The 18,163-nt window shown below is 46.5% G+C and carries 15 protein-coding genes; 1 reads left to right on the forward strand and 14 read right to left on the reverse strand.

Going from position 1 to position 18,163, the window contains the following annotated elements:
• The first annotated feature begins 8 nt into the window (after positions 1–8).
• Positions 9–305 carry a hypothetical protein gene (locus tag U5R06_05185; GenBank protein ID MDZ7722222.1) on the forward strand — a complete coding sequence of 99 codons (297 nt, stop codon included), beginning with the start codon at positions 9–11 and terminating at the stop codon, positions 303–305.
• 698 nt (positions 306–1,003) lie between these two features.
• Here U5R06_05185 and U5R06_05190 read toward each other — a convergent pair.
• From U5R06_05190 to U5R06_05255, 14 genes are all read right to left on the reverse strand, one after another.
• Positions 1,004–2,530 (reverse strand): sulfatase, encoded by a 1,527-nt coding sequence (locus U5R06_05190; protein ID MDZ7722223.1) that lies wholly within the window; start codon positions 2,528–2,530, stop codon positions 1,004–1,006.
• A 15-nt stretch (positions 2,531–2,545) separates the two neighbouring features.
• Positions 2,546–3,052, reverse strand: a complete 507-nt coding sequence (locus U5R06_05195; protein ID MDZ7722224.1) for a GH32 C-terminal domain-containing protein — start codon at positions 3,050–3,052, stop codon at positions 2,546–2,548.
• Complete coding sequence (locus tag U5R06_05200; protein MDZ7722225.1) at positions 2,955–3,305, reverse strand: hypothetical protein; 351 nt, start codon at positions 3,303–3,305, stop codon at positions 2,955–2,957. The genes U5R06_05195 and U5R06_05200 overlap by 98 nt, the downstream gene beginning before the upstream one ends.
• Positions 3,244–4,224, reverse strand: a complete 981-nt coding sequence (locus tag U5R06_05205) for a DUF4980 domain-containing protein (GenBank protein MDZ7722226.1) — start codon at positions 4,222–4,224, stop codon at positions 3,244–3,246. Before U5R06_05205 ends, U5R06_05200 begins: the two co-directional genes overlap by 62 nt.
• Position 4,225: 1 nt before the next feature.
• The gene (locus tag U5R06_05210) at positions 4,226–4,969 is read right to left on the reverse strand and encodes a hypothetical protein (GenBank protein MDZ7722227.1); all 744 of its coding nucleotides are present in this window, start codon (positions 4,967–4,969) and stop codon (positions 4,226–4,228) included.
• A gap of 155 nt (positions 4,970–5,124) precedes the next feature.
• Positions 5,125–6,630, reverse strand: a complete 1,506-nt coding sequence (locus U5R06_05215; protein ID MDZ7722228.1) for an alkaline phosphatase D family protein — start codon at positions 6,628–6,630, stop codon at positions 5,125–5,127.
• Positions 6,631–6,693: 63 nt separating this feature from the next.
• Positions 6,694–8,064: a sulfatase gene (locus tag U5R06_05220; protein MDZ7722229.1), complete on the reverse strand. Its 1,371-nt coding sequence runs from the start codon at positions 8,062–8,064 to the stop codon at positions 6,694–6,696.
• Positions 8,065–8,129: 65 nt separating this feature from the next.
• Positions 8,130–8,987 (reverse strand): GH32 C-terminal domain-containing protein, encoded by an 858-nt coding sequence (locus U5R06_05225; protein MDZ7722230.1) that lies wholly within the window; start codon positions 8,985–8,987, stop codon positions 8,130–8,132.
• Positions 8,899–10,017: a hypothetical protein gene (locus U5R06_05230; protein MDZ7722231.1), complete on the reverse strand. Its 1,119-nt coding sequence runs from the start codon at positions 10,015–10,017 to the stop codon at positions 8,899–8,901. Before U5R06_05230 ends, U5R06_05225 begins: the two co-directional genes overlap by 89 nt.
• 6 nt (positions 10,018–10,023) lie before the next feature.
• The gene (locus tag U5R06_05235) at positions 10,024–10,377 is read right to left on the reverse strand and encodes a hypothetical protein (GenBank protein ID MDZ7722232.1); all 354 of its coding nucleotides are present in this window, start codon (positions 10,375–10,377) and stop codon (positions 10,024–10,026) included.
• Entirely contained in the window at positions 10,371–11,852 is a 1,482-nt protein-coding gene (locus U5R06_05240; protein MDZ7722233.1) for a sulfatase-like hydrolase/transferase, read from the reverse strand. Before U5R06_05240 ends, U5R06_05235 begins: the two co-directional genes overlap by 7 nt.
• A 165-nt stretch (positions 11,853–12,017) precedes the next feature.
• Positions 12,018–14,369 (reverse strand): hypothetical protein, encoded by a 2,352-nt coding sequence (locus tag U5R06_05245; GenBank protein ID MDZ7722234.1) that lies wholly within the window; start codon positions 14,367–14,369, stop codon positions 12,018–12,020.
• A 118-nt stretch (positions 14,370–14,487) separates the two neighbouring features.
• Positions 14,488–14,937 (reverse strand): hypothetical protein, encoded by a 450-nt coding sequence (locus U5R06_05250; protein MDZ7722235.1) that lies wholly within the window; start codon positions 14,935–14,937, stop codon positions 14,488–14,490.
• A gap of 348 nt (positions 14,938–15,285) precedes the next feature.
• A complete protein-coding gene (locus tag U5R06_05255) occupies positions 15,286–18,147 on the reverse strand; it encodes a family 78 glycoside hydrolase catalytic domain (GenBank protein MDZ7722236.1) in 2,862 nt (953 codons plus the stop codon).
• Positions 18,148–18,163 lie beyond the last annotated feature (16 nt).

An 18,163-nucleotide genomic window follows, 5' to 3' on the forward strand; every position in this document is an offset into this window, starting at 1 on the left:
CCCGGGAGGTGAGAGAGAGCGCTGAAATCTATGTGAATGATGAATACGCCGGAACGCTATGGTGTCTGCCGTTTGAACTGTCAGTCGGAAAATACATTCAAAAGGGAATCAATACGCTTGAGATCAGAGTCACCAATCTCTCCGCCAACCGTATTCGCGACCTGGATCGGCGCGGCGTGAACTGGAAACGCTTTTATGATATCAATTTTGTTGATCAGAATTATGAGGAATTTGATGCGTCTGACTGGCCGGTGGCCCCGTCCGGATTACTGGGGCCGGTGCGGCTTATTCCCGTTGCGCAGTAACACGTGGGGAGAGGTGTAAACGAAAAGCCGGATTTGAAAGTTCCCGCCAATCGGCAAACGGAAACGGTGATGTCAATAGGTGACCGCAAATCTATACTGCCGGCCTTGTCTTTATATCGCCCGGTCACAATCTCTTTGCCGTCTTTGTCAATTGGCGCTAATGTTGAGATGGGACACCTCTGGGGATGCGTCATATGGATGGGAGTGGATATTGGTAATCTTTGCTTTCAAAGTCATAAAAATCATATCCATCCGATCATTTAATTTTCCTGGTATCAGAACGGTGCCAGTCTGCTGATAACAGAATAATAGCGGGTTATTTTTATCTTTTACCTATCTAAATTTTTTCGACACCTCGGCATCCACGGATTTCAGGTAAATTATCAATTTCTTATCCAGATCTGCAACCCTGGCTGGCCCGGAATCGAACAGGTCCAGGGTTTCACCCAGATCATTGTCCAAATCTTCGGTCATGACGGCAAATGGAATATTTCTATGCCGTTTGCAGAATCAATCGAACGTTTTGCGGAGAATCGACCACAAGATCACCGAAATTTACATGAGCCTGGTCTGTCACGGCGGCCGGCCGCTGCCAGCGGGTGTAGCACAGGGGGTCCGATTTTGTAAATAGTAAATGTTGTAACGTTCACTGGTGTGTCCGATAACCCGGCATAGATGATAATTGAACAACACTATGATTAATAGGCTTTAAAAATTTCCTGCATTACCGGATAATTTTCATCCGTATCTCCCAGATCCTGCCGCAGACGTTTCAGTTCCTGCTTGAGCTCAATCACGATATTCCGATAACCGGGATCAGAGTAGAGATTCTGCATTTCAAGCGGATCGGTTTTCAGATCATACAGTTCCCATCCGGTTTTAGTCGGTTCGGGATCAGTACCAGTCATATCCAGTGGTTGACCGTAAAAAAAGATCAGTTTGTAGCGCTGCGTGCGCACGCCCATATGTGCAGGACGGCTGCAGTGCATCCAGTAGCGGTAGTACATGGCCTGACGCCAATCTTCAGGGGAGTGACCGGATAAATTCTTTCGAAAACTGCGGCCCTGCATACGATCCGGTGTTGGCATTCCCGCATAATCCAGAAACGTCGGTGCAAAATCGGGATTAATGATGATATCTTTATTCACGCTGTCTGAAGGAATTTCTTTCGGATAGCGGACCACAAACGGCATGCGCAGCGATTCCTCATACATCCAGCGCTTGTCAATATAATCATGTTCCCCCAGAAAATACCCCTGATCCGAGGTGTAAATCACAACTGTATTTTCAGTTAATTGATGATCATCCAGATAGTTGAGCAATCTGCCAACATTATCATCCACACCTTTGATGGTACGCAGGTACATTTTGACAAACTGCTGATAAGCCGCTTTGCGGATTTGGCGGTTATTTAAATCACTGGTATCAAGAGCCGTCTCTGTGTGATAATTCTCACGCGCCAGCCGGCCGGCCATGGTCTCCAGGGTATAACCATACTCGCGTGAACCCGGAGACCGATGGCCTTTATCTTCCCACATGCTCTCAGGATCCGGCAGATCCGTATGTTTGAGGAAATTCCGATAACGGTCGGCATATTCCCAGCGTTCGTGCGGCGCCTTGAACTGGCACATGAGAAAAAACGGTCGTTTGTTCTCGTGGTTCTCCAGCCAGGCCAGGGTAAGATCGGTGATCACGTCTGTGGAATGGCCTTTATATACCTGTTCATGACCGGTTTTGTCAATCAGCACCGGATTGTGATAGCGGCCTTGTCCCGGCAGGACGTTCCAGTCATCAAATCCATCCGGATCAACTGAAAGATGCCATTTCCCGAATAGAGCTGTCTGATAACCGTTGTCTTGCAGCAGTTTGGCTACATTGGGACTGGCCGGATTCAATTTATCGCGCAGGGTGTATACTTTGTTAACATGACTGTACTGACCGGTCATGATCGTTGCCCGGCTGGGTACACAGATGGAATTGGTGCAGAAGCAATGATCCAGCCGCGCACCTTCTTTTGCCAGACGGTCAATATTTGGTGTCTGCATCACCGACTGCAGTCGTGAGCCGTAGCAGCTGACGGCGTTCACGGCGTGGTCGTCGGACATGATAAATAGAATATTTGGTTGTTTATTCTGAGCAGCCGGCAGCAACAGGCGGGGATGCGCAAAAGCCGCAGTTGCCAGGCCGATATGTTTTAAAAAGACGCGCCTGTTCTGATTTTTCATGAGAATTCCTGTAAATTATTTTTGATTCCAAATTGATTTCAGTGGGTAGATTTCCAGATTTTTTAACAAGGTAACACCATTTCTTGAAAACAATTCTATGTGTTTTGGTTGATCAACTGAATTATAGGCTTCAGCCAAATAAAATCTGCCGTGATTGGCAAAAATTTCGATCGAATTTCGGTCCAACAGTATTTCCAGATAAATTTTATGATCGACCGGACTGACAAACTCTCCATTCAGCAGGTTGTCTTTCAGATCATATTTCACCGTGTATCCGTGTACTCTGATACCAAAACGTCTCGCCAACTGAATTTCAAACTCTGCCTTGATATGCAGCAGCTCATCGTTGACCGGTTGCGGTAATTGGAATGCTTTTCCCTTAATTTTGAGATTCTGCCACTGATACTTTTTAACATGCAGCTTTTCAATTTCCCGTACGGGCTCGGAGAAAAGCCGAATGCCTTGATGAGTCGTGCGCAGCGACAATTGCGTCGGAAAGGTCATCATCTGGTTGAACGGCATATCCGGTGCCGGCAGCACGGCCCCAGCCGATCTGGATTCGTCTGCCGTCAGGGGAATTGTTATAGGTCTGCGCTGCATACATGACACTTTTGTGGTACTGGTGTTTACCCGATTGTAGCGTAAACGTTTCTCCGTCAAAATCACCGATCATATACGTTCCGGACGCCCCATACATGACCCATTTTTTACGGTCAGGATACCCCATCCACTGGCAGTTCAAACAATTCGGGACATTCCCAGAATCCTTTGACATGGCTTTTATACTGCCAGTCTGTTAGATTATCGGAATTGAATATGGAAAATCCGGTTCCTTCAAACAGCACCATGATCCATTGATTTGTCTGATCATGCCAGAATACTTTGGGATCCCGTATGTTGCTGCTGCCCACAATATCCCTTCTGTCACCGATCACCGGATTCCCTTTGTATTTGCTCCAGGTTCTCCCTTTGTCATTGCTGTATGCGATGCACTGCACCTGCATCTCCGGTCCATCTGCGGTATAGGCGGCAACCATGACCTTTTCATCGCCGGTTTGAAATCCGCTGGTGTTTTGACTGTCAATCACGGCCGATCCTGAAAACATGGTTCCCAGTTCATCCGGATACAGGGCGATGGGCAGCTCCTGCCAGTGAATCAAATCCGGACTGACCGCATGTCCCCAATGCATGTTGCCCCAGTTCCAGCCATAGGGGTTATGCTGATAGAACAAATGGTATTCATCGTCATAATACACCAAGCCGTTCGGGTCATTATTCCATCCGCGTCTTGAAGAAAAGTGAAACTGCGGCCGCAATTTTTCCCTGTACAACGAGTCCTGATGATGAATTTGCCCGCTCTGGTAAATGAGATCAAATCCCCGGGACGATTCAGGCGCTTTTTGCAGCTTTAACAGAGCTGTTTTTCCCCTGTATCTGCCCATATCCATGAACACCCAGAAATCAACCGTATCCACAGCCAGCTCAATCTCAAACCCGCGCACCGGTCCATGGTTCACATCCACCGTCATTTCCTGCATTGGAGCATTGTTTTGCACGGGTAAATTCAGATAACGGGATGTTAATTTCAAGGTTTTTGTTTTCTGAACACTTTTCTCTTTGTTATCAGCCGGTACATTGTTAAACAGGCCGGCCGCTATGCAAATCAAGATAACTAAAAAAATAGTATTTCTCATTTTATTCTCCCAAAACATATTCCTGAACTTTTGGTATTTTGCCGCCTGTGGCATCTGAAAGTCTGGCTCTGGCAGGGCGACCGGCTACCGCTGCGACCACAGCGGATTGGCAGTAAAAATTACCTTCTTTGAACATCTGGGTTAATACGATATACCCATTCTGCTCAAATAACCGGGAAATTGCGGAATGATGCTTGGTATACACTTCTGCGGGTCTCAGCATCCGCAGCTTGACGTGCACGGGTTCAGGCTGACTGCGCTGATCATCAATCCGGAACGCCATCACATCCTGATGCACCCAGGCCAGCATTTCCGTTTGAACGCCGTTGCCGTTCGCGGTCAAGAACGCATCATACAGGGACAAATGCTGGCGCGTATCGGTGTGCGGAAACACATCATCTCCATAGTTGGTAAAATTGATGTCGAAATAACCGCATCCGGCCGCATAATCCATATCGCGCTGGTTAAAACTCTGCGTATTGCGATTGACAGCAAACACATCCACGCGGTTGATTTGCAGTTTCAGGACGGCGGGACTGGTCCAGACCAGGCTTCCCATCCTGCCGTTGCCCAGCGGCAGTCCGGCCTCGCTTCTGTCAACGGTTTCAGAATAGTGTAAATCCGCACGCGACACAAGGGATTCAAAATCCACATCCATCAGTGAAACGGGTGCAGATGCGAAGGTGGTCGAAACGATAAACGCCAAAAAATATATTGCCATCAAATAGGATTGAGTCTTTTGCATGATAGTTTTTACCGCCTGTTGTATTTAATAAATTTAAAATCTGCTGCCTCCGGAATACTGAATTCAATCAAACCTGTTCTGTTAATCTGTATATTTTTTTGCATACTTTTGATTTTCGGATATCATGTATGGATGTCAATAGTGGACAAAAATCTCTATTCTGCAGTTAATCGTTCTTCATTCAGTACTTCACCATCGACACTGTAATGCCGAAAGATCAAAACCGGCGCTCCATTTTCATACTCTACTATACCGGCAAGAAATCCGCCGATGACATTCAGATACTTGTGTTCAGGATAGCGCTGATCCTCACTCCAGCCGCCGGCGTGTTCATTGCTGGCGGGACCGCAGGAAAATTCCATCACGCCGGTATCCGCATCGCGGGATGCATACTGCCAATGCCGATCTCCGCACACCACAACCATATTATCCTGGGAACGAAGAAAACGTCGCAGCTCCTGTCCTTCATGAGCAAATGCCTGATTCGAGTGGTTGTCGCGTTTGCTGGTGCGGTCCGGACCTACCACGGGTGTGGGACTGACGAGTACGCGGAACGTCGCATCCGAGGCCTCTACGGTGCGTTTAAACCAGGCTTTTTGTTCTTCTCCCCAGATGGTTTTTTCCGGGCCGTCCGGCATGGTATTGGGACTGCGGTAATCGCGGCCTTCCACCAGCCATATCTGCAGATCTTTGCCCCAGCGGTAGGTGCGATACGTGATGGAATCCGCCATGGGAAACTGTTCCAAAAACACCTCTTGTCCTTCTTTAAAGGTAAACCGGCCCATGAATTGGGTTTTGAGATTCGGCCAGCAGTCGTTCATCCAAGTATCGTGGTCATCCTTGATAAAATAACTGGCCACTTGGCGGTGAAATTCAATATTGGTCGGCAGGCTATAGATGCGCGCCCAGTGCCAGCGCGCCAAAGGCAGAGTCTTGGCATAATAGTCATAATAGACAATATCACCGGTATGCACAAAAAAGTCAGGCTGCAGTTTCAATATCTGCGGATAAATTTTAAATCCGCCGCCCGGCGCATCTTGATCTTTATATTTTTGTCCGGTTGAGACCGCAAACACCACTCGATCTGATTCGTCCAGTGGGGGAGCGGTGATAAAACGACCGTTGATCGTTTCACCGGCTTTACCCTTTAAAGATTTGCATTCTGTTTTGAGTGCATAGGAGGTATTGGGCTGCAAATCAGTCAAAACAAACTGCCGGGTGTAATCTTTCAGGGGGGACACCGCCTGCCAGGCAGTCATTTGCCATTTCTGTTCCTGTTTCGGCTTGTACAGGACCCGGACTTTGCCGGTTGCCCCCGGCACGGCTCCTTCTATTGTATCCACATCATAGCCATCGGGATACTGAACGAGCGGCTGCCAGTCCGGTCGGCTGCGTACGCCGTCTGTTGCCATGCACTGTTCACGCGTAAATAGTTTTCCAGTCTTTGGCTGGATGTAATATACATCGGGGACAGGAGCATCCAGGCCGACAGGCTTTTCATGCTCAGTCAAACGCGTCCATACAATCGCGCGTGTATCAGATACCTCTCCGATACGTATGCCGGTTGCCTGGAACGGTACGGCAGCCAAAGCGCTGTATGAACAACTGAAAACCGTTAAACACAAAATCAAACCTCTTATCCATTTTTCCATTGCCTTCATAATCAGTTCTCCAAAGTATTAAACACTACACCTGATTTATTACATTATTTATCAACACATTATTTATATACGATGCGCCAGAGGATCGTTCTGTTTTTTTATCCAAATAGTCAAGTGCTTACGCAATTCGAGCATTGGTTTCTGATATTCCGTATATCCTGCCAGATTATTCAATTCAAACGGATCGTTTTGCAAGTCATAAAACTCTTCAGCCGGGCGCTTTTGGTATTTTTCAACCAGTTTGGCGACCTGTGGATTGGTTTCAGCCAGTTTTTTCCATTCTGCCCAGCACTGATCCGCATCAATTCCGGAACAGCATTCACATCCCTCGGTAATTTTGTTTGTAAACAGGTTATCCGGCTGCAAATTTCGAATGTATTTGTAGCGTATTGAACGGACCGACCGAATGGGGTATATGCCGCCGGATGTCACACCCTGGTGCGTATGGGCTCCATAGACAAATTCATGGTGTACGTTGGTTTCTCCATTTAAAACCGGCAAAAAACTGCGGCCGTCCAGTTCCTGCGGTTCTCTGCCGCCGGCTGATTCGATCAAGGTCGGCAGCACATCGGCAAAACTCACCAGCGCTTTTGAGACGGTAGCCGATTCAACGCGGGCCGGCCATTTAACCACAAACGGCACATTCAGTCCGGCATCATACAGGGTCCATTTGGCAAACGGCAATCCGGGGCCGTTATCGCTGGTATAAATGCACATCGTATCATTCTCCAATCCCGTCTCTCTGATGAGCTCGATATAGTCCCCGAGTTCAGCATCCATGTTTTGGACATTGGCATAATAGGCCGCCACCAGTTGGCGCGTTTTGGGTCCGTCTACTATATAAGGAGCCAGCTGCAGTTCATCCGGGTCTATGCCTCCGGTTCTCACTGATTTTGGAAAGTATGGGGCATGCGGATCCCGGGTTGCCATGATCAGACAAAACGGTTGATTATGAGATTTTTGAAGAAATTCCTGTGCCTGATCTATGTGAATGCAAGTGAACGGAAAAACGGATTTTGGCTGAATGTCAAATTTACCGGCCAGTACAACTTTATATCCGAGCTCTGACAAATAATGCGGCAGACTTTTTACATTATTTTGTGCACTACCGCCGGTCATATAAAGGCCGTGCCGATGCGGATGCAATCCTGTATATAATGTAGCTCTGGACGGCGGTCCCATTGCATCTAAAGTAAACATGTTGTAAAAACACATACCTTCCGCTGCCAAACGGTCAATGTGCGGCGTCTGCGCCGTAATATTTCCATAACAGCTGGTATCAAAAATACCGTGATCATCCGATAGAAACAAGAATATATTCGGTTTATTTACAGCATTCGATTTTCTGCATCCGCCGGTCAATCCGAGTCCAATACCCAATGCCGTGAGACTGCTTTGTTTAATAAATTGCCGTCGTGTTGAACAGATCTTCATCCTGTTTTTCCCTTTTTTTCTAAAACATCTAATTCATGTCCTCTTGAATCCCGAGAACAAGCGGACTATTCTGACTCCCATATTGATTCCAATTCGTGCACCTGAAACCGGTTAAAAACGGCCTTTTTACCACGCACTTTTACAGCCAGTTTTTTTGATGTTGACTGATAACCGACAGGACAGGAATAGAGTCCGTGCTTTCCGAAAAACACCTCCACCAGTGTATGGTCAACAAGCACCCGAAGTTCAAGTTGCTTTGTTCCCGGAATCCTCATTTCATTCAGAGACAGACCATCATTTGTGACATTAATGACCAGGGCGGCACCGCGTACAGTCAGTTCAAGCTGTTCTGCATGCGACAGATCAGCCTGTATGTCAATATCATAGAGTCCGCCTTTGATCCCTTCCAGCGGATTCGGAGACTGTGTGTAAAGAGTCAATCCGTTCAATGAATGTGTATTTGTATAAAGATTGGCAATTTCCCTGACCGGCAGTCTGCAGAGCCGCAGACCAATCGGCGTCGATCGTAATTTCAATTCGGCAGCCATAGACAGCTGATTACCCTTGCGGACCCAGGCGACCTGAATCCGTCGCGGCTGTCCGCTGTATCCCTTCGGTGTGTTGTTAAACGTTTGGGCGGCATACAAAACAGGTCTTGCAGACATGTTCTGTCTGTAAAACATCGGGAGCTTTGCATCCGTTTGCGGCTTGAATACCTTGCCGTTAAATGTACCGATATGATAATCACCTTTTGAACCGTGCAGAATCCAGCGGATTCGATCCGGATCTCCGTCTATAGCCAGCGGAAACAGTTCGGGACATTCTCTGAGGTCGTTAACGCGGCTCTGTTCGGTCCAGTCTCTGAGGTTGTTTGAAGTGAATATTGTATGCCCGTTTTCCTGCCTGCGCTGATAAAGCACCATAACCCCAATGTCCATCCTTCGCGTCGGGATCGGGATCCATGCCCCGGGTCGGGGAGTACCAGAATGTTTTGGGATCGCGGTTGTTGCAGGAGCCTTTTGCATAAATTTCATCTTGACCGATGACCGGATTGCCGTCATATTTGGTAAAAGTCCTGCCGCTGTCCGTGCTGTAGGCCAGGCACTGCATCTGAATTTTGTCTTTGCCGCCCAATCCGAGAGATGCCGTATAGGCGGCAATCAACGGCGGAACCTCTCCTTGCTGCCAGCCCGAGGTGTTCATCACATCCAGGGCAGCAGAGCCGGAATGCATGGAGCCCATATCATCATGGAACAGTGCGATCGGCCGTTCCTGCCAGTGTATCAAATCCGTACTGACATAATGTGCCCAGGAACAGGCGGTAATATTATACTTGTACTGGTGAAACAAATGGTAGGTGCCGTTCATATACACCAGACCGTTCGGATCATTCAGCAGTCCTAGCCGCGGATGGACATGCAAAGCTGGTAGCGTTTCAGATGAAATGCGTCCCGGGATGTCACTCTGAACCAGTATTTGAGCAGAGGCTTTTCCAGGTTTAGGTCCGGAAAAGCTGTGAAAGCGTACGTTTAACTGTTCATCCTGATACCCGGTCAGATCATATACCGGCAGATACCCGGCGAGCGGGATGGAACCGAAGGCGAGCGGCAGATCGGTTGTCAATTTATGCTGCCCGGCAATTTTCAAGGTCACGGACTGTAGCGGTGTACCGGCCAGAGGACCGACCGGCAGTAACAGAAAATCACCATCTATACGGATTTGAACAGAGTCCGGCAGCCAGCTGAAAGCGGATTGAATGATCTTTGAATCTTTTGGGGGTGTTTTATCTGTGGCAACAATCCTGACACTGTCCAGAAAACCATTGGTATGATCATCCTTTACTGTAATCTTTGCTTTTTTGCCATTCAGAGGCCGGAGATCAAACCAGTAGGTTGCCGGCTTTTGCCCCTTTTTTTTAAAGCCCGAGCCCGGCTCCGGTGAACAAGATCGCACGCATGTTTAACTCACGATCAAGCGCACCGCACACCGGGTGGGATGATAAACCCCGGAACAGGTGACCCGTAAATAATCCGTAGTCAAAACAAATCCCGGTGAAATCATCTCGCCGGTCTGGAATTGCTGCTGATTATCAGTAGGAACGGCCGCCCGCTGGCGCATCTCCGGATTGGGTGTCTGGGTGCCAAAGGCATAACCGCGCACCGTCCAGTCTTTTGGATGTGGATCAGCCGGCCAATCCAAAAAGAGTCTGTCCCGGGCTTGACTCATAGACGGCAAGATTCCGTTGATAAATAAAGTACACCATAAAAGTCCGAAAAACATTTTCGATTTTTTTATTTTTAATTGACCTACCATGCCCAGGTCTCCCGAATGCGGTTTTCCAGTTTCCCGCGTATCGCGGCAAACTCCTTGTTGTCCGCCACATTTTTCCGCTCGATCCAGCCGCCGTTCATGTGATACAGCTCAGGCGGACGGTTTTCATTTAAAATGAGTTTCCAATCGCGCGTGCGCGCCATGGCACAGCGCTGTTTCGGTCTGGATACCAGATTCTGTACCCGCGAATGAAACGGATCCTCCTCTTTGGGCGGAATAAACGGCTCCGGATCTTCGAAATAATTCGGCGGCAGTTCACTATAGGCCGTGGATGCAAATATGGTATATTCCGGCTCCTCGCGCGGTTCACCTGTTAAAAACGGTTTCAGCGAGCGTCCCGACAGATTTTCATCAGGCGCGCCGCCGGCCAAATCCACCAGCGTGGGAAAGATATCCACGCCCTGAGCCAGATTCGGCACCCGCAACCCGCTTTCGATATATCCGGGTGCGTACCAGATCATGGGCACGTGCAGCAGTGCGTCATACAGGTATTCACCTTTACGAACCATGCGGTGCTGGCCCATAAAATCTCCGTGATCCGAGGTAAACACCACAATAGTATTATCCATCAATCCCTGCTCTTTTAAAGCCTCGATGACGCGTCCCACCTGATGGTCCACACCCCATTCCACGGATGCATGATAATAACGCATGGTTTCCGTGAGATCCGAATCCCTGATGCGGTCAAAATGCATGGCGCGGGCATGTTCAGCCAGACGTTCACTCAGATTTTCCGGCGGCACATATTCAGGCAGCTGAATATCGCGTGAACAGTATTTGCTGACATATTCAGACGGCGCAAAATATGCCGGATGCGGATCGAAATAGCTGATGTGCAGAAAAAACGGCTGATCAGATTTGCATTGTTTGATAAACTCGATACTATCCCGGGTGTTCCTGGGGGCATTGCACTCCTCAGTCGGCCACAACATGTCACTGTGCCACCAGGGCGGTACATATTTATTATACCGGCGGAAGGACTCGCGTTTGCGTTCGATCCAGGTGTCCAGACTGTTGATCAAAGAATCGGTCAGAGTATGATTTTTACCGATCCATCCGATTTTGTAGCCATGATCATGGAAATGCTGCAGCAGGGATCCGTCAATTTTATCGATAAATTTGGCCGGTTTGTTGGTCAATGTGCCGTGTTGATGCGGATATTGGCCGCTGAATATGGAAATCCTGGACGGGACGCAAACCGGTCCGTTGGCAAAGGCGTTTTCAAACAGGATACCGTCTTTGGCCAGCTGATCCAGATTGGGGGTGCGGGCGTTGGGATTGCCCATACAGCCCATGGCATCGCCGCGCATTTGATCACATATAATAAATACCACATTGGGACGTTGTGATGAATTTTCTCTGGCGACTGCAGGTAAAGCGCTTATGATTCCCGCAGCTGCGGCCGCGCCTGTTGTTTTGATAAAATTGCGTCTTGTCAGATTGGATTTTTCTGTCATGGGTACTCCTTTATCAAATTTGAAAAAGAATTCAATTATTAATAATATCTATGCAGTTTACATTTTGATATTTAGAAAAAGCTGCGAAAAGTCCACCGGCAATTGTCCTGCTGCCTTTAAAATTCTGTCCTGGTAATAAATCGTTTCTATGCATAATCCGTCTCTTTATTTCAATCCGTATCCGTTGTGTTGCGACGGTTCAGCCGGAACCGGCTGAATTTTGACATCCGGACGGGTTCCGGGTTGATATATTAAAACGTTTTCTCCCTGTTTCAAGTCAATTTCATAAACATCCTGTGATACCCGCTTTACATAAAATGTTCGCGATCCTTTTACTTTGATACCATCGCTGATATTCGGGGCAATTCTGCAGGGTTCACCGGCCAGACTTTTAATGCATATCCATCGGGTTCTGCCGTCGCTACGTTCAGCACTGACCAGAAAAGCGCCCTGAGCTCGTAAATTATGAAACACCACATTTTCCCAGGCTGCAGGAACGGCCGGAAAAATGCGGATTTTATCTCCCCAGCTTTGCAGGAGCATATCGTGCACACACTGGGCCGCCGACAGAGGCGATTCAAGTGTGGGACCGTTGCTGTAGCGCACCGGTTCGCCGTACAGACTGTTGCTGAACACATCGGGATACTCGATATAACCGTTCAGATACTCTAATGCCTTTTCTCCGTCGCCCAGTGAAGCATACATAGAAGACGCGCCTGTAAAACTATATGCAGATATATCTCCCCATTCGCCGGTCTTTTTGAACAGGTTTTCATTATACGACATCCAGTGTTGTACGGATTTTAACAGCAAATCGCGGGTATTCGGCTGCTCGGCATTGACCAGATATAGAGGATAAAACATGAGCAGATGCGAGTAATGGCGGTGCGGTTTGTCATAGGGAACACCGGCGCCGATCATAAAGCCGTTTTCATTCATCGAAAAATCGATCAGATTTTCCAGCACATTTTTCCATTCCGGGATTAACGGATCATAGATCTGCAAACGGTCTGCAGATTTCAATAATGTTTCGCAGCCCCAGCGCAGCAGAGCCAGATCGTAATTGCAGTCCGGCGCCATGCCATATTCAGGTGATTTGGACGGTGGCAGGTGCAGAGTGCCGTTTCGTTCCTCCAGATGGTGGATCATCCAGTTGACGCTGCGTTTCAACAGGGGATACAGTTTATGCCGCAGCAGCTCTTTATCCATCGTATAACGATAATGCAGCCACACATTGTGCAGTGTCCAGACCAGGTTGCCAAGTGTGGTAGAACTGGAACGGTTGTCCACATTCCACCATTGCTCCATATCAATGCCGGTGTTCAGGGGAACCACGGCCGAATCATCCTGCCAGTCCTCCGGATGCACATTCTTGATCAAATTCTGCCGATATTTCCACAGATTATTAATCAGGGATTCTCCTGTACTGATGCGGTTGGCCGGAAAGGACGGCCAGTAACACAACTGGATATTCAGATTCCAGGTGATGAATGGCCATTTTGTGGGCACAGCCCAGAGTCCCGGCGTGTCCATCACCGGATAATCAGGACGCGAAGCTGAACCCAGCTTGTACACTTGCGTCCAGTAATCGGTCTCAATCCGGGTGTCGGATAATGACACAAAACTGAGGGAATAATAATCGTGCCACCAATTGTAATGCTTTTGTTTCCACGTCCGGCGATCCGCAATTGTCAAAATTTCTTCGATTTCGTCAATGGCGTCCGTGTCTGCTGTCTGCACCTGTTTAGGCCAGCATTTGGCAATACTGGCCAGATGGATTTGTGTGTTCCCTTTTCTGACGTCTGTCCAGGCCGTGGCGTGCTGTCCGCCGTGTTTCAGATTTTGCAGGCAAACCTGTATATCTCCATGAGATTTCAAAACAGGATCGGGATTTCGGTCAAAAACTTTTGTTGGATAGTGGGAATGATACTTTTCACGCGAATTGGATAAATTCTTTTTAGAATCAGCAAATCCGCGCCGCGTCGGCCAGGCATTAGAAGGTTCCCAGGTCCAGGTGCATGATTCATCACCGGTTGTGGTCAATTCAGTGTACAGAATCATGTCATTTGTATGCGTAAAATGAGTGATATTGATCCGGCCTTTTGTGGTGGTAATCGTACCGGTCAATTGCGCATTGTACACATCCAGCCGCCAGTCGCAGCCGGTAATTTGTCCTTTGGGCTCAAAATAAAATGATCCGATCTGCAGCCGGGCGCGTGTATAACCGGAATGACCCTGAGTAAACGGCCGGTGCTCCTGTACATCGCTGCGAAACACCTGCATTTTGAATCGATTTTTTCCTCCATCTTTGTAAATCATAGACCCGATGAGACCGTTGCCGAACCAGGGTGCCTGCTTCCAGTTGACCGGAAGTTTTTTCCAGACCATGTCATGGCGCGACATGAATGCCTGCCAATCGATATCCATGTCAACACGAGTTAATCCCGGACTGACATTCAAAAGTAAAATAAATACGATCAATATTTTTATAATTGCCGCACGATGGACTGTTTTCATGCTTCCTCATTATCAGATATATTTATTTGACACTTTTTTATCAATAATCACCAGCGGATAATCCGTAAGCGGAAGTTCTGTGAAAAGAACAGAATCGGCCGTTTTTTTATAGTTTATATCATAGAGTCCCGGTGAGCATATCCACCAATTCCGGCTCTTTGATCGTTGTATGCAGTTTCAGATTAATTTTTGCCGGACTGATAATCTCCTGCATGCGCCAGGGCAGCCAATAAACGACAGCCTGTCCGCTTTTTCCTTCTATGCTGAACAATTCAACAGGAGTGGGCGCTTTGGCGTTGGCATAGGGAACGCCGAAACTCTCCGGATACTCTCCTCGAATTCCGTAAAAAAAGCCGGTGTCAATGACCTGAATATTGGATTCAAGATCATGAGTCTGATTCAAATCCTGGTTAAACAGACAGGTTACATGTTGAAGGGCCCGAAAAGCAGGTTTGGGTTCCAGGGTCGGGAACCGCAGCAGTTCTTTGGCATTGATTCGTTCATCTTCCGGTGGTTCTCGTAATATGAAATAGATCGATACCGGCATATCCTGATATAAATCCACCATAAACCGCCGCAGCAGCCATTTGGCCTGAATATATTCACACCAGGGTCCGCGTCCCTGCCAGCTCGCACTATTGGCAGCCGAAGGATAACCGCACTCGCCCTGCCATAGCTCGATCGAATGTAATAAACAGCTTCATTCCTCGTTCTCTCAGTCCTTGTACAACAGAGTCCAGGCTGGTCCACTTGTAATAGCCCTGCTCCGGTTCAAGCGCATATCCGTTGATTTAAAAAGTTGGATTACTACCAGTCTATGCATAATTTTTGCAGTTTATTCAATGCTGATACTGCTGTAATTCATCCTTTTTATCAATAATTTTTTTGATTTCATTTTTTAAAGGACTTGAAGGTTTTATATATCAGGCTCATACTGAAACTGATATCTGCCTGAACCAACTGAAAATTCAATATAATCTCCATTTAATTTACCATGATAGATACCCTCAGTTCCGGGTATAAACTTTTCTTGTTCCCAAATAATTTTATCATTTTCTTTGATCTGATAATCAGAAAAATGGAATCGCGGTACACAAATAGTTGCAGAACTGTTTGCTGGTATTTGAACCTTTAAAGTAAATCTATTCTCATCTCTCTTCCAATCAGAGACAATCCTTCCTCGGACACTTTTTGCTGATGCATTTGCAGAAATCATATTTTTAACAGCAGAAGGTCTTATTACAATATTTTTATATCCAATGGCAGTTTCGTCGTTTAGCGGTGATTTTATTCCTGCCAGATCTTGCAAAAAGAATTCGTCAATTACTCCCCACATTGCATGGGCATGATCGCCTTTGTGTCCTGTCCAGTGCTGCCACAATGTTGTTGCGCCATTTTCCAGCATGTATCCCCATCCAGGAAATGATTTCTGTGTGGCCACCTTATAGAGCACATCGGAATATTTATATTTCGGCAGCACATCCACCATGGCTTTGCTTCCCAGAATTCCGGTGAAAAGATGGTAATTGTGTGTTTTACTGATGTCATTTATGACATGATTCAAGACAGTCTGCCGGTATTCTATCGGCACTAGTCCCATTTGTAAAGGGATTAAATTTATTGCTTGTAGAGGGAAAAACCCTGGGGCAGGTGTTCCACCTCTATAGATCTTACGTTCCGGATCAAAATATTTATCATTAAAGGCGGATTTAATTTTTTCGGCCAACTCTGCATATCTCAGGCTTTCAGCTTTTTTTCCCAAAACACCCGCAATCTGACTCTGAATATGAATGCAACGAAAGTAATAAGCCGATTCAGCCAAGTTTGCTGTCCATAAAGGTTTTCCCTGATCTATATATTCCCCTTGTGGAGATATTCCCGGCGCATTATGATCCCCTATTTTACCTTTAATAAGGTAGTTTCTGGAAATTGATGTCAAGTAATCACAATATCGCTTTATGCCTTTATAATGGTCAGCCAGGATTCGTTCATCGTCAAAATATTGATATGTCGCCCATGCAACAATTGGATAAGCCGCTCCCCAAGCTGCGGTTGTTGCTCTAAGCGGTTTCTCTTTTACAATTTTATGATAATGCGGGGCTACATTTGGTACGACCCCTGATTTAAACATACTTTGTGCATCCGCAACATCAGTCAACCACTTTGTCCAGAATGCGGCCATGTCAAAATTTTGGACAGCCGCTCCAAAAAACAGATGCGCATCTCCGGTCCAGGCGTACTTTTCATCATTTGTATTGCCGCCAGGCAATCCCTGAAAAATCGTCTTGAATGTTCCCACACTCATTCTATGAATATCATTTAATATTTTTGTAGAACATTCAAAATATCCGGTTTGTTCTATTGAAGAATGTATGATGCAGCCTTTAACACTTAAAAAATCCAATGCGTTCGGGTGGTCTGTTTCAATTTGCAAGTATCGAAAACCATTATAATAAAACTTTGGCTCATAAACTTCAATACCATCACCTCGTAATATATACTGACTCTGACATTCCCGAAAACATTTTCGTGAAAAATTCAAAGTCAGGTTTTTATTTAATGGTTGAGGAAATTTACTGTTTCCCAATGTTTCCGAACCGCGAATTTTCAACCGGACCCCGCTTTCTCCTTGGACAGCCACACGGAACCATCCGCCAAAAACATGACCAAAATCATAGACAAAGATATTCTTCTGTGGATGTGTTTTTTTAATGGGTTTTAATACATCCATTACCTTCATCGGAGGACATAATTGAGCTGACAATTGGGCTTTCACTTTTTTTATCAGGACAGGCTCCCATTTCTTTTCAAAGTGGGGAGTGTTCCAACCGGGTTGTTCCAGTCGGGCATCATAATCTTCCCCACCAAAAAAATTATTATACGTAAGCGGACTTGAAGAGGTCTTCCAGGTCTCATCCGTAATTATTCTTTGCACCTCTCCTGATGATAAAATCACATCCAGCTGTAAAATGGCCGTTGGTCTGTCAAACGGACCGATAGCTTTCGCCTTTTGATAAAACCGGCTGCTATCACTTACACTATAGGCTCCCCAGCCTTCTCCAAGCCATAGTCCAATAGCGTTATTACCGCTTTTCAGGTAATTAGTGACATCATGCGTCATGTATAACACTCGGCGTTCGTGTTGACTAGGTCCAGGCTCCATAACAAAATCACCGACTCTTTTGCCGTTTAAATAGAGCTCGTAATTTCCAATTCCAGAGACATAAACGAAAGCCTTTTTAACTTTTTTTAAAGTGAATTCTTTCCGTAAAAGTGGCGAACGATCTTTAGTATCGGTTGAAGCAATCCAGTTGGCCTTCCAATCGGATTGTTCCAGTAATCCCATATGAAAAGAAGCAACCTTGCTCCATGGACTTGTATGTCCTTCATCATCCCAAACCCGGACGCGCCAGTAGTAAGTTGTTCCGCTTTTTAATGCTTTACCTTTATAGGTAATATTTATTGATTTTTGAGAATGAACTTTTCCGCTATTCCAGACAAAGAGCTCATGTGAATTTGAAAAATTATTCTGTTTTGATACCTGGATTTCAAATGCGGATTGCATAAAGCCCCGTTTCGGACTTTTAATGATCCATGAAAAGCGTGGTTCCGGAGTATCGATTCCCAGCGGTTCATCGAAATATTCACATCTAAGATCGATAACATACGTGCTTCCAGTATCACCGTAAACAGAGCCTGTTAGAAAAGCCAGAGAGAAAAAGATCAATACGTTTTTAAGAACCAGAGTTGATATTTTACTAATTACATGCAAATTCATTATTCAACCTTTCTAA

The sequence above is a fragment of the candidate division KSB1 bacterium genome (assembly GCA_034521575.1).
Lineage (GTDB): Bacteria > Zhuqueibacterota > Zhuqueibacteria > Residuimicrobiales > Krinioviventaceae > JAXHMJ01.

What these genes read in the sequence shown, in the direction of transcription:
- U5R06_05225 (MDZ7722230.1), bottom strand. Translation starts at nt 8,987, where the DNA reads ATGGTGCTTTATCAGCGCAGGCAGGAAAACGGGCATACAATATTCACT.
- U5R06_05250 (MDZ7722235.1), bottom strand. Translation starts at nt 14,937, where the DNA reads ATGGTGGATTTATATCAGGATATGCCGGTATCGATCTATTTCATATTA.
- U5R06_05190 (MDZ7722223.1), bottom strand. Translation starts at nt 2,530, where the DNA reads ATGAAAAATCAGAACAGGCGCGTCTTTTTAAAACATATCGGCCTGGCA.
- U5R06_05255 (MDZ7722236.1), bottom strand. Translation starts at nt 18,147, where the DNA reads ATGAATTTGCATGTAATTAGTAAAATATCAACTCTGGTTCTTAAAAAC.
- U5R06_05220 (MDZ7722229.1), bottom strand. Translation starts at nt 8,064, where the DNA reads ATGAAGATCTGTTCAACACGACGGCAATTTATTAAACAAAGCAGTCTC.
- U5R06_05205 (MDZ7722226.1), bottom strand. Translation starts at nt 4,224, where the DNA reads ATGAGAAATACTATTTTTTTAGTTATCTTGATTTGCATAGCGGCCGGC.
- U5R06_05245 (MDZ7722234.1), bottom strand. Translation starts at nt 14,369, where the DNA reads ATGAAAACAGTCCATCGTGCGGCAATTATAAAAATATTGATCGTATTT.
- U5R06_05235 (MDZ7722232.1), bottom strand. Translation starts at nt 10,377, where the DNA reads ATGGTAGGTCAATTAAAAATAAAAAAATCGAAAATGTTTTTCGGACTT.
- U5R06_05210 (MDZ7722227.1), bottom strand. Translation starts at nt 4,969, where the DNA reads ATGCAAAAGACTCAATCCTATTTGATGGCAATATATTTTTTGGCGTTT.
- U5R06_05195 (MDZ7722224.1), bottom strand. Translation starts at nt 3,052, where the DNA reads ATGCCGTTCAACCAGATGATGACCTTTCCGACGCAATTGTCGCTGCGC.
- U5R06_05215 (MDZ7722228.1), bottom strand. Translation starts at nt 6,630, where the DNA reads ATGAAGGCAATGGAAAAATGGATAAGAGGTTTGATTTTGTGTTTAACG.
- U5R06_05240 (MDZ7722233.1), bottom strand. Translation starts at nt 11,852, where the DNA reads ATGACAGAAAAATCCAATCTGACAAGACGCAATTTTATCAAAACAACA.
- U5R06_05200 (MDZ7722225.1), bottom strand. Translation starts at nt 3,305, where the DNA reads ATGTCAAAGGATTCTGGGAATGTCCCGAATTGTTTGAACTGCCAGTGG.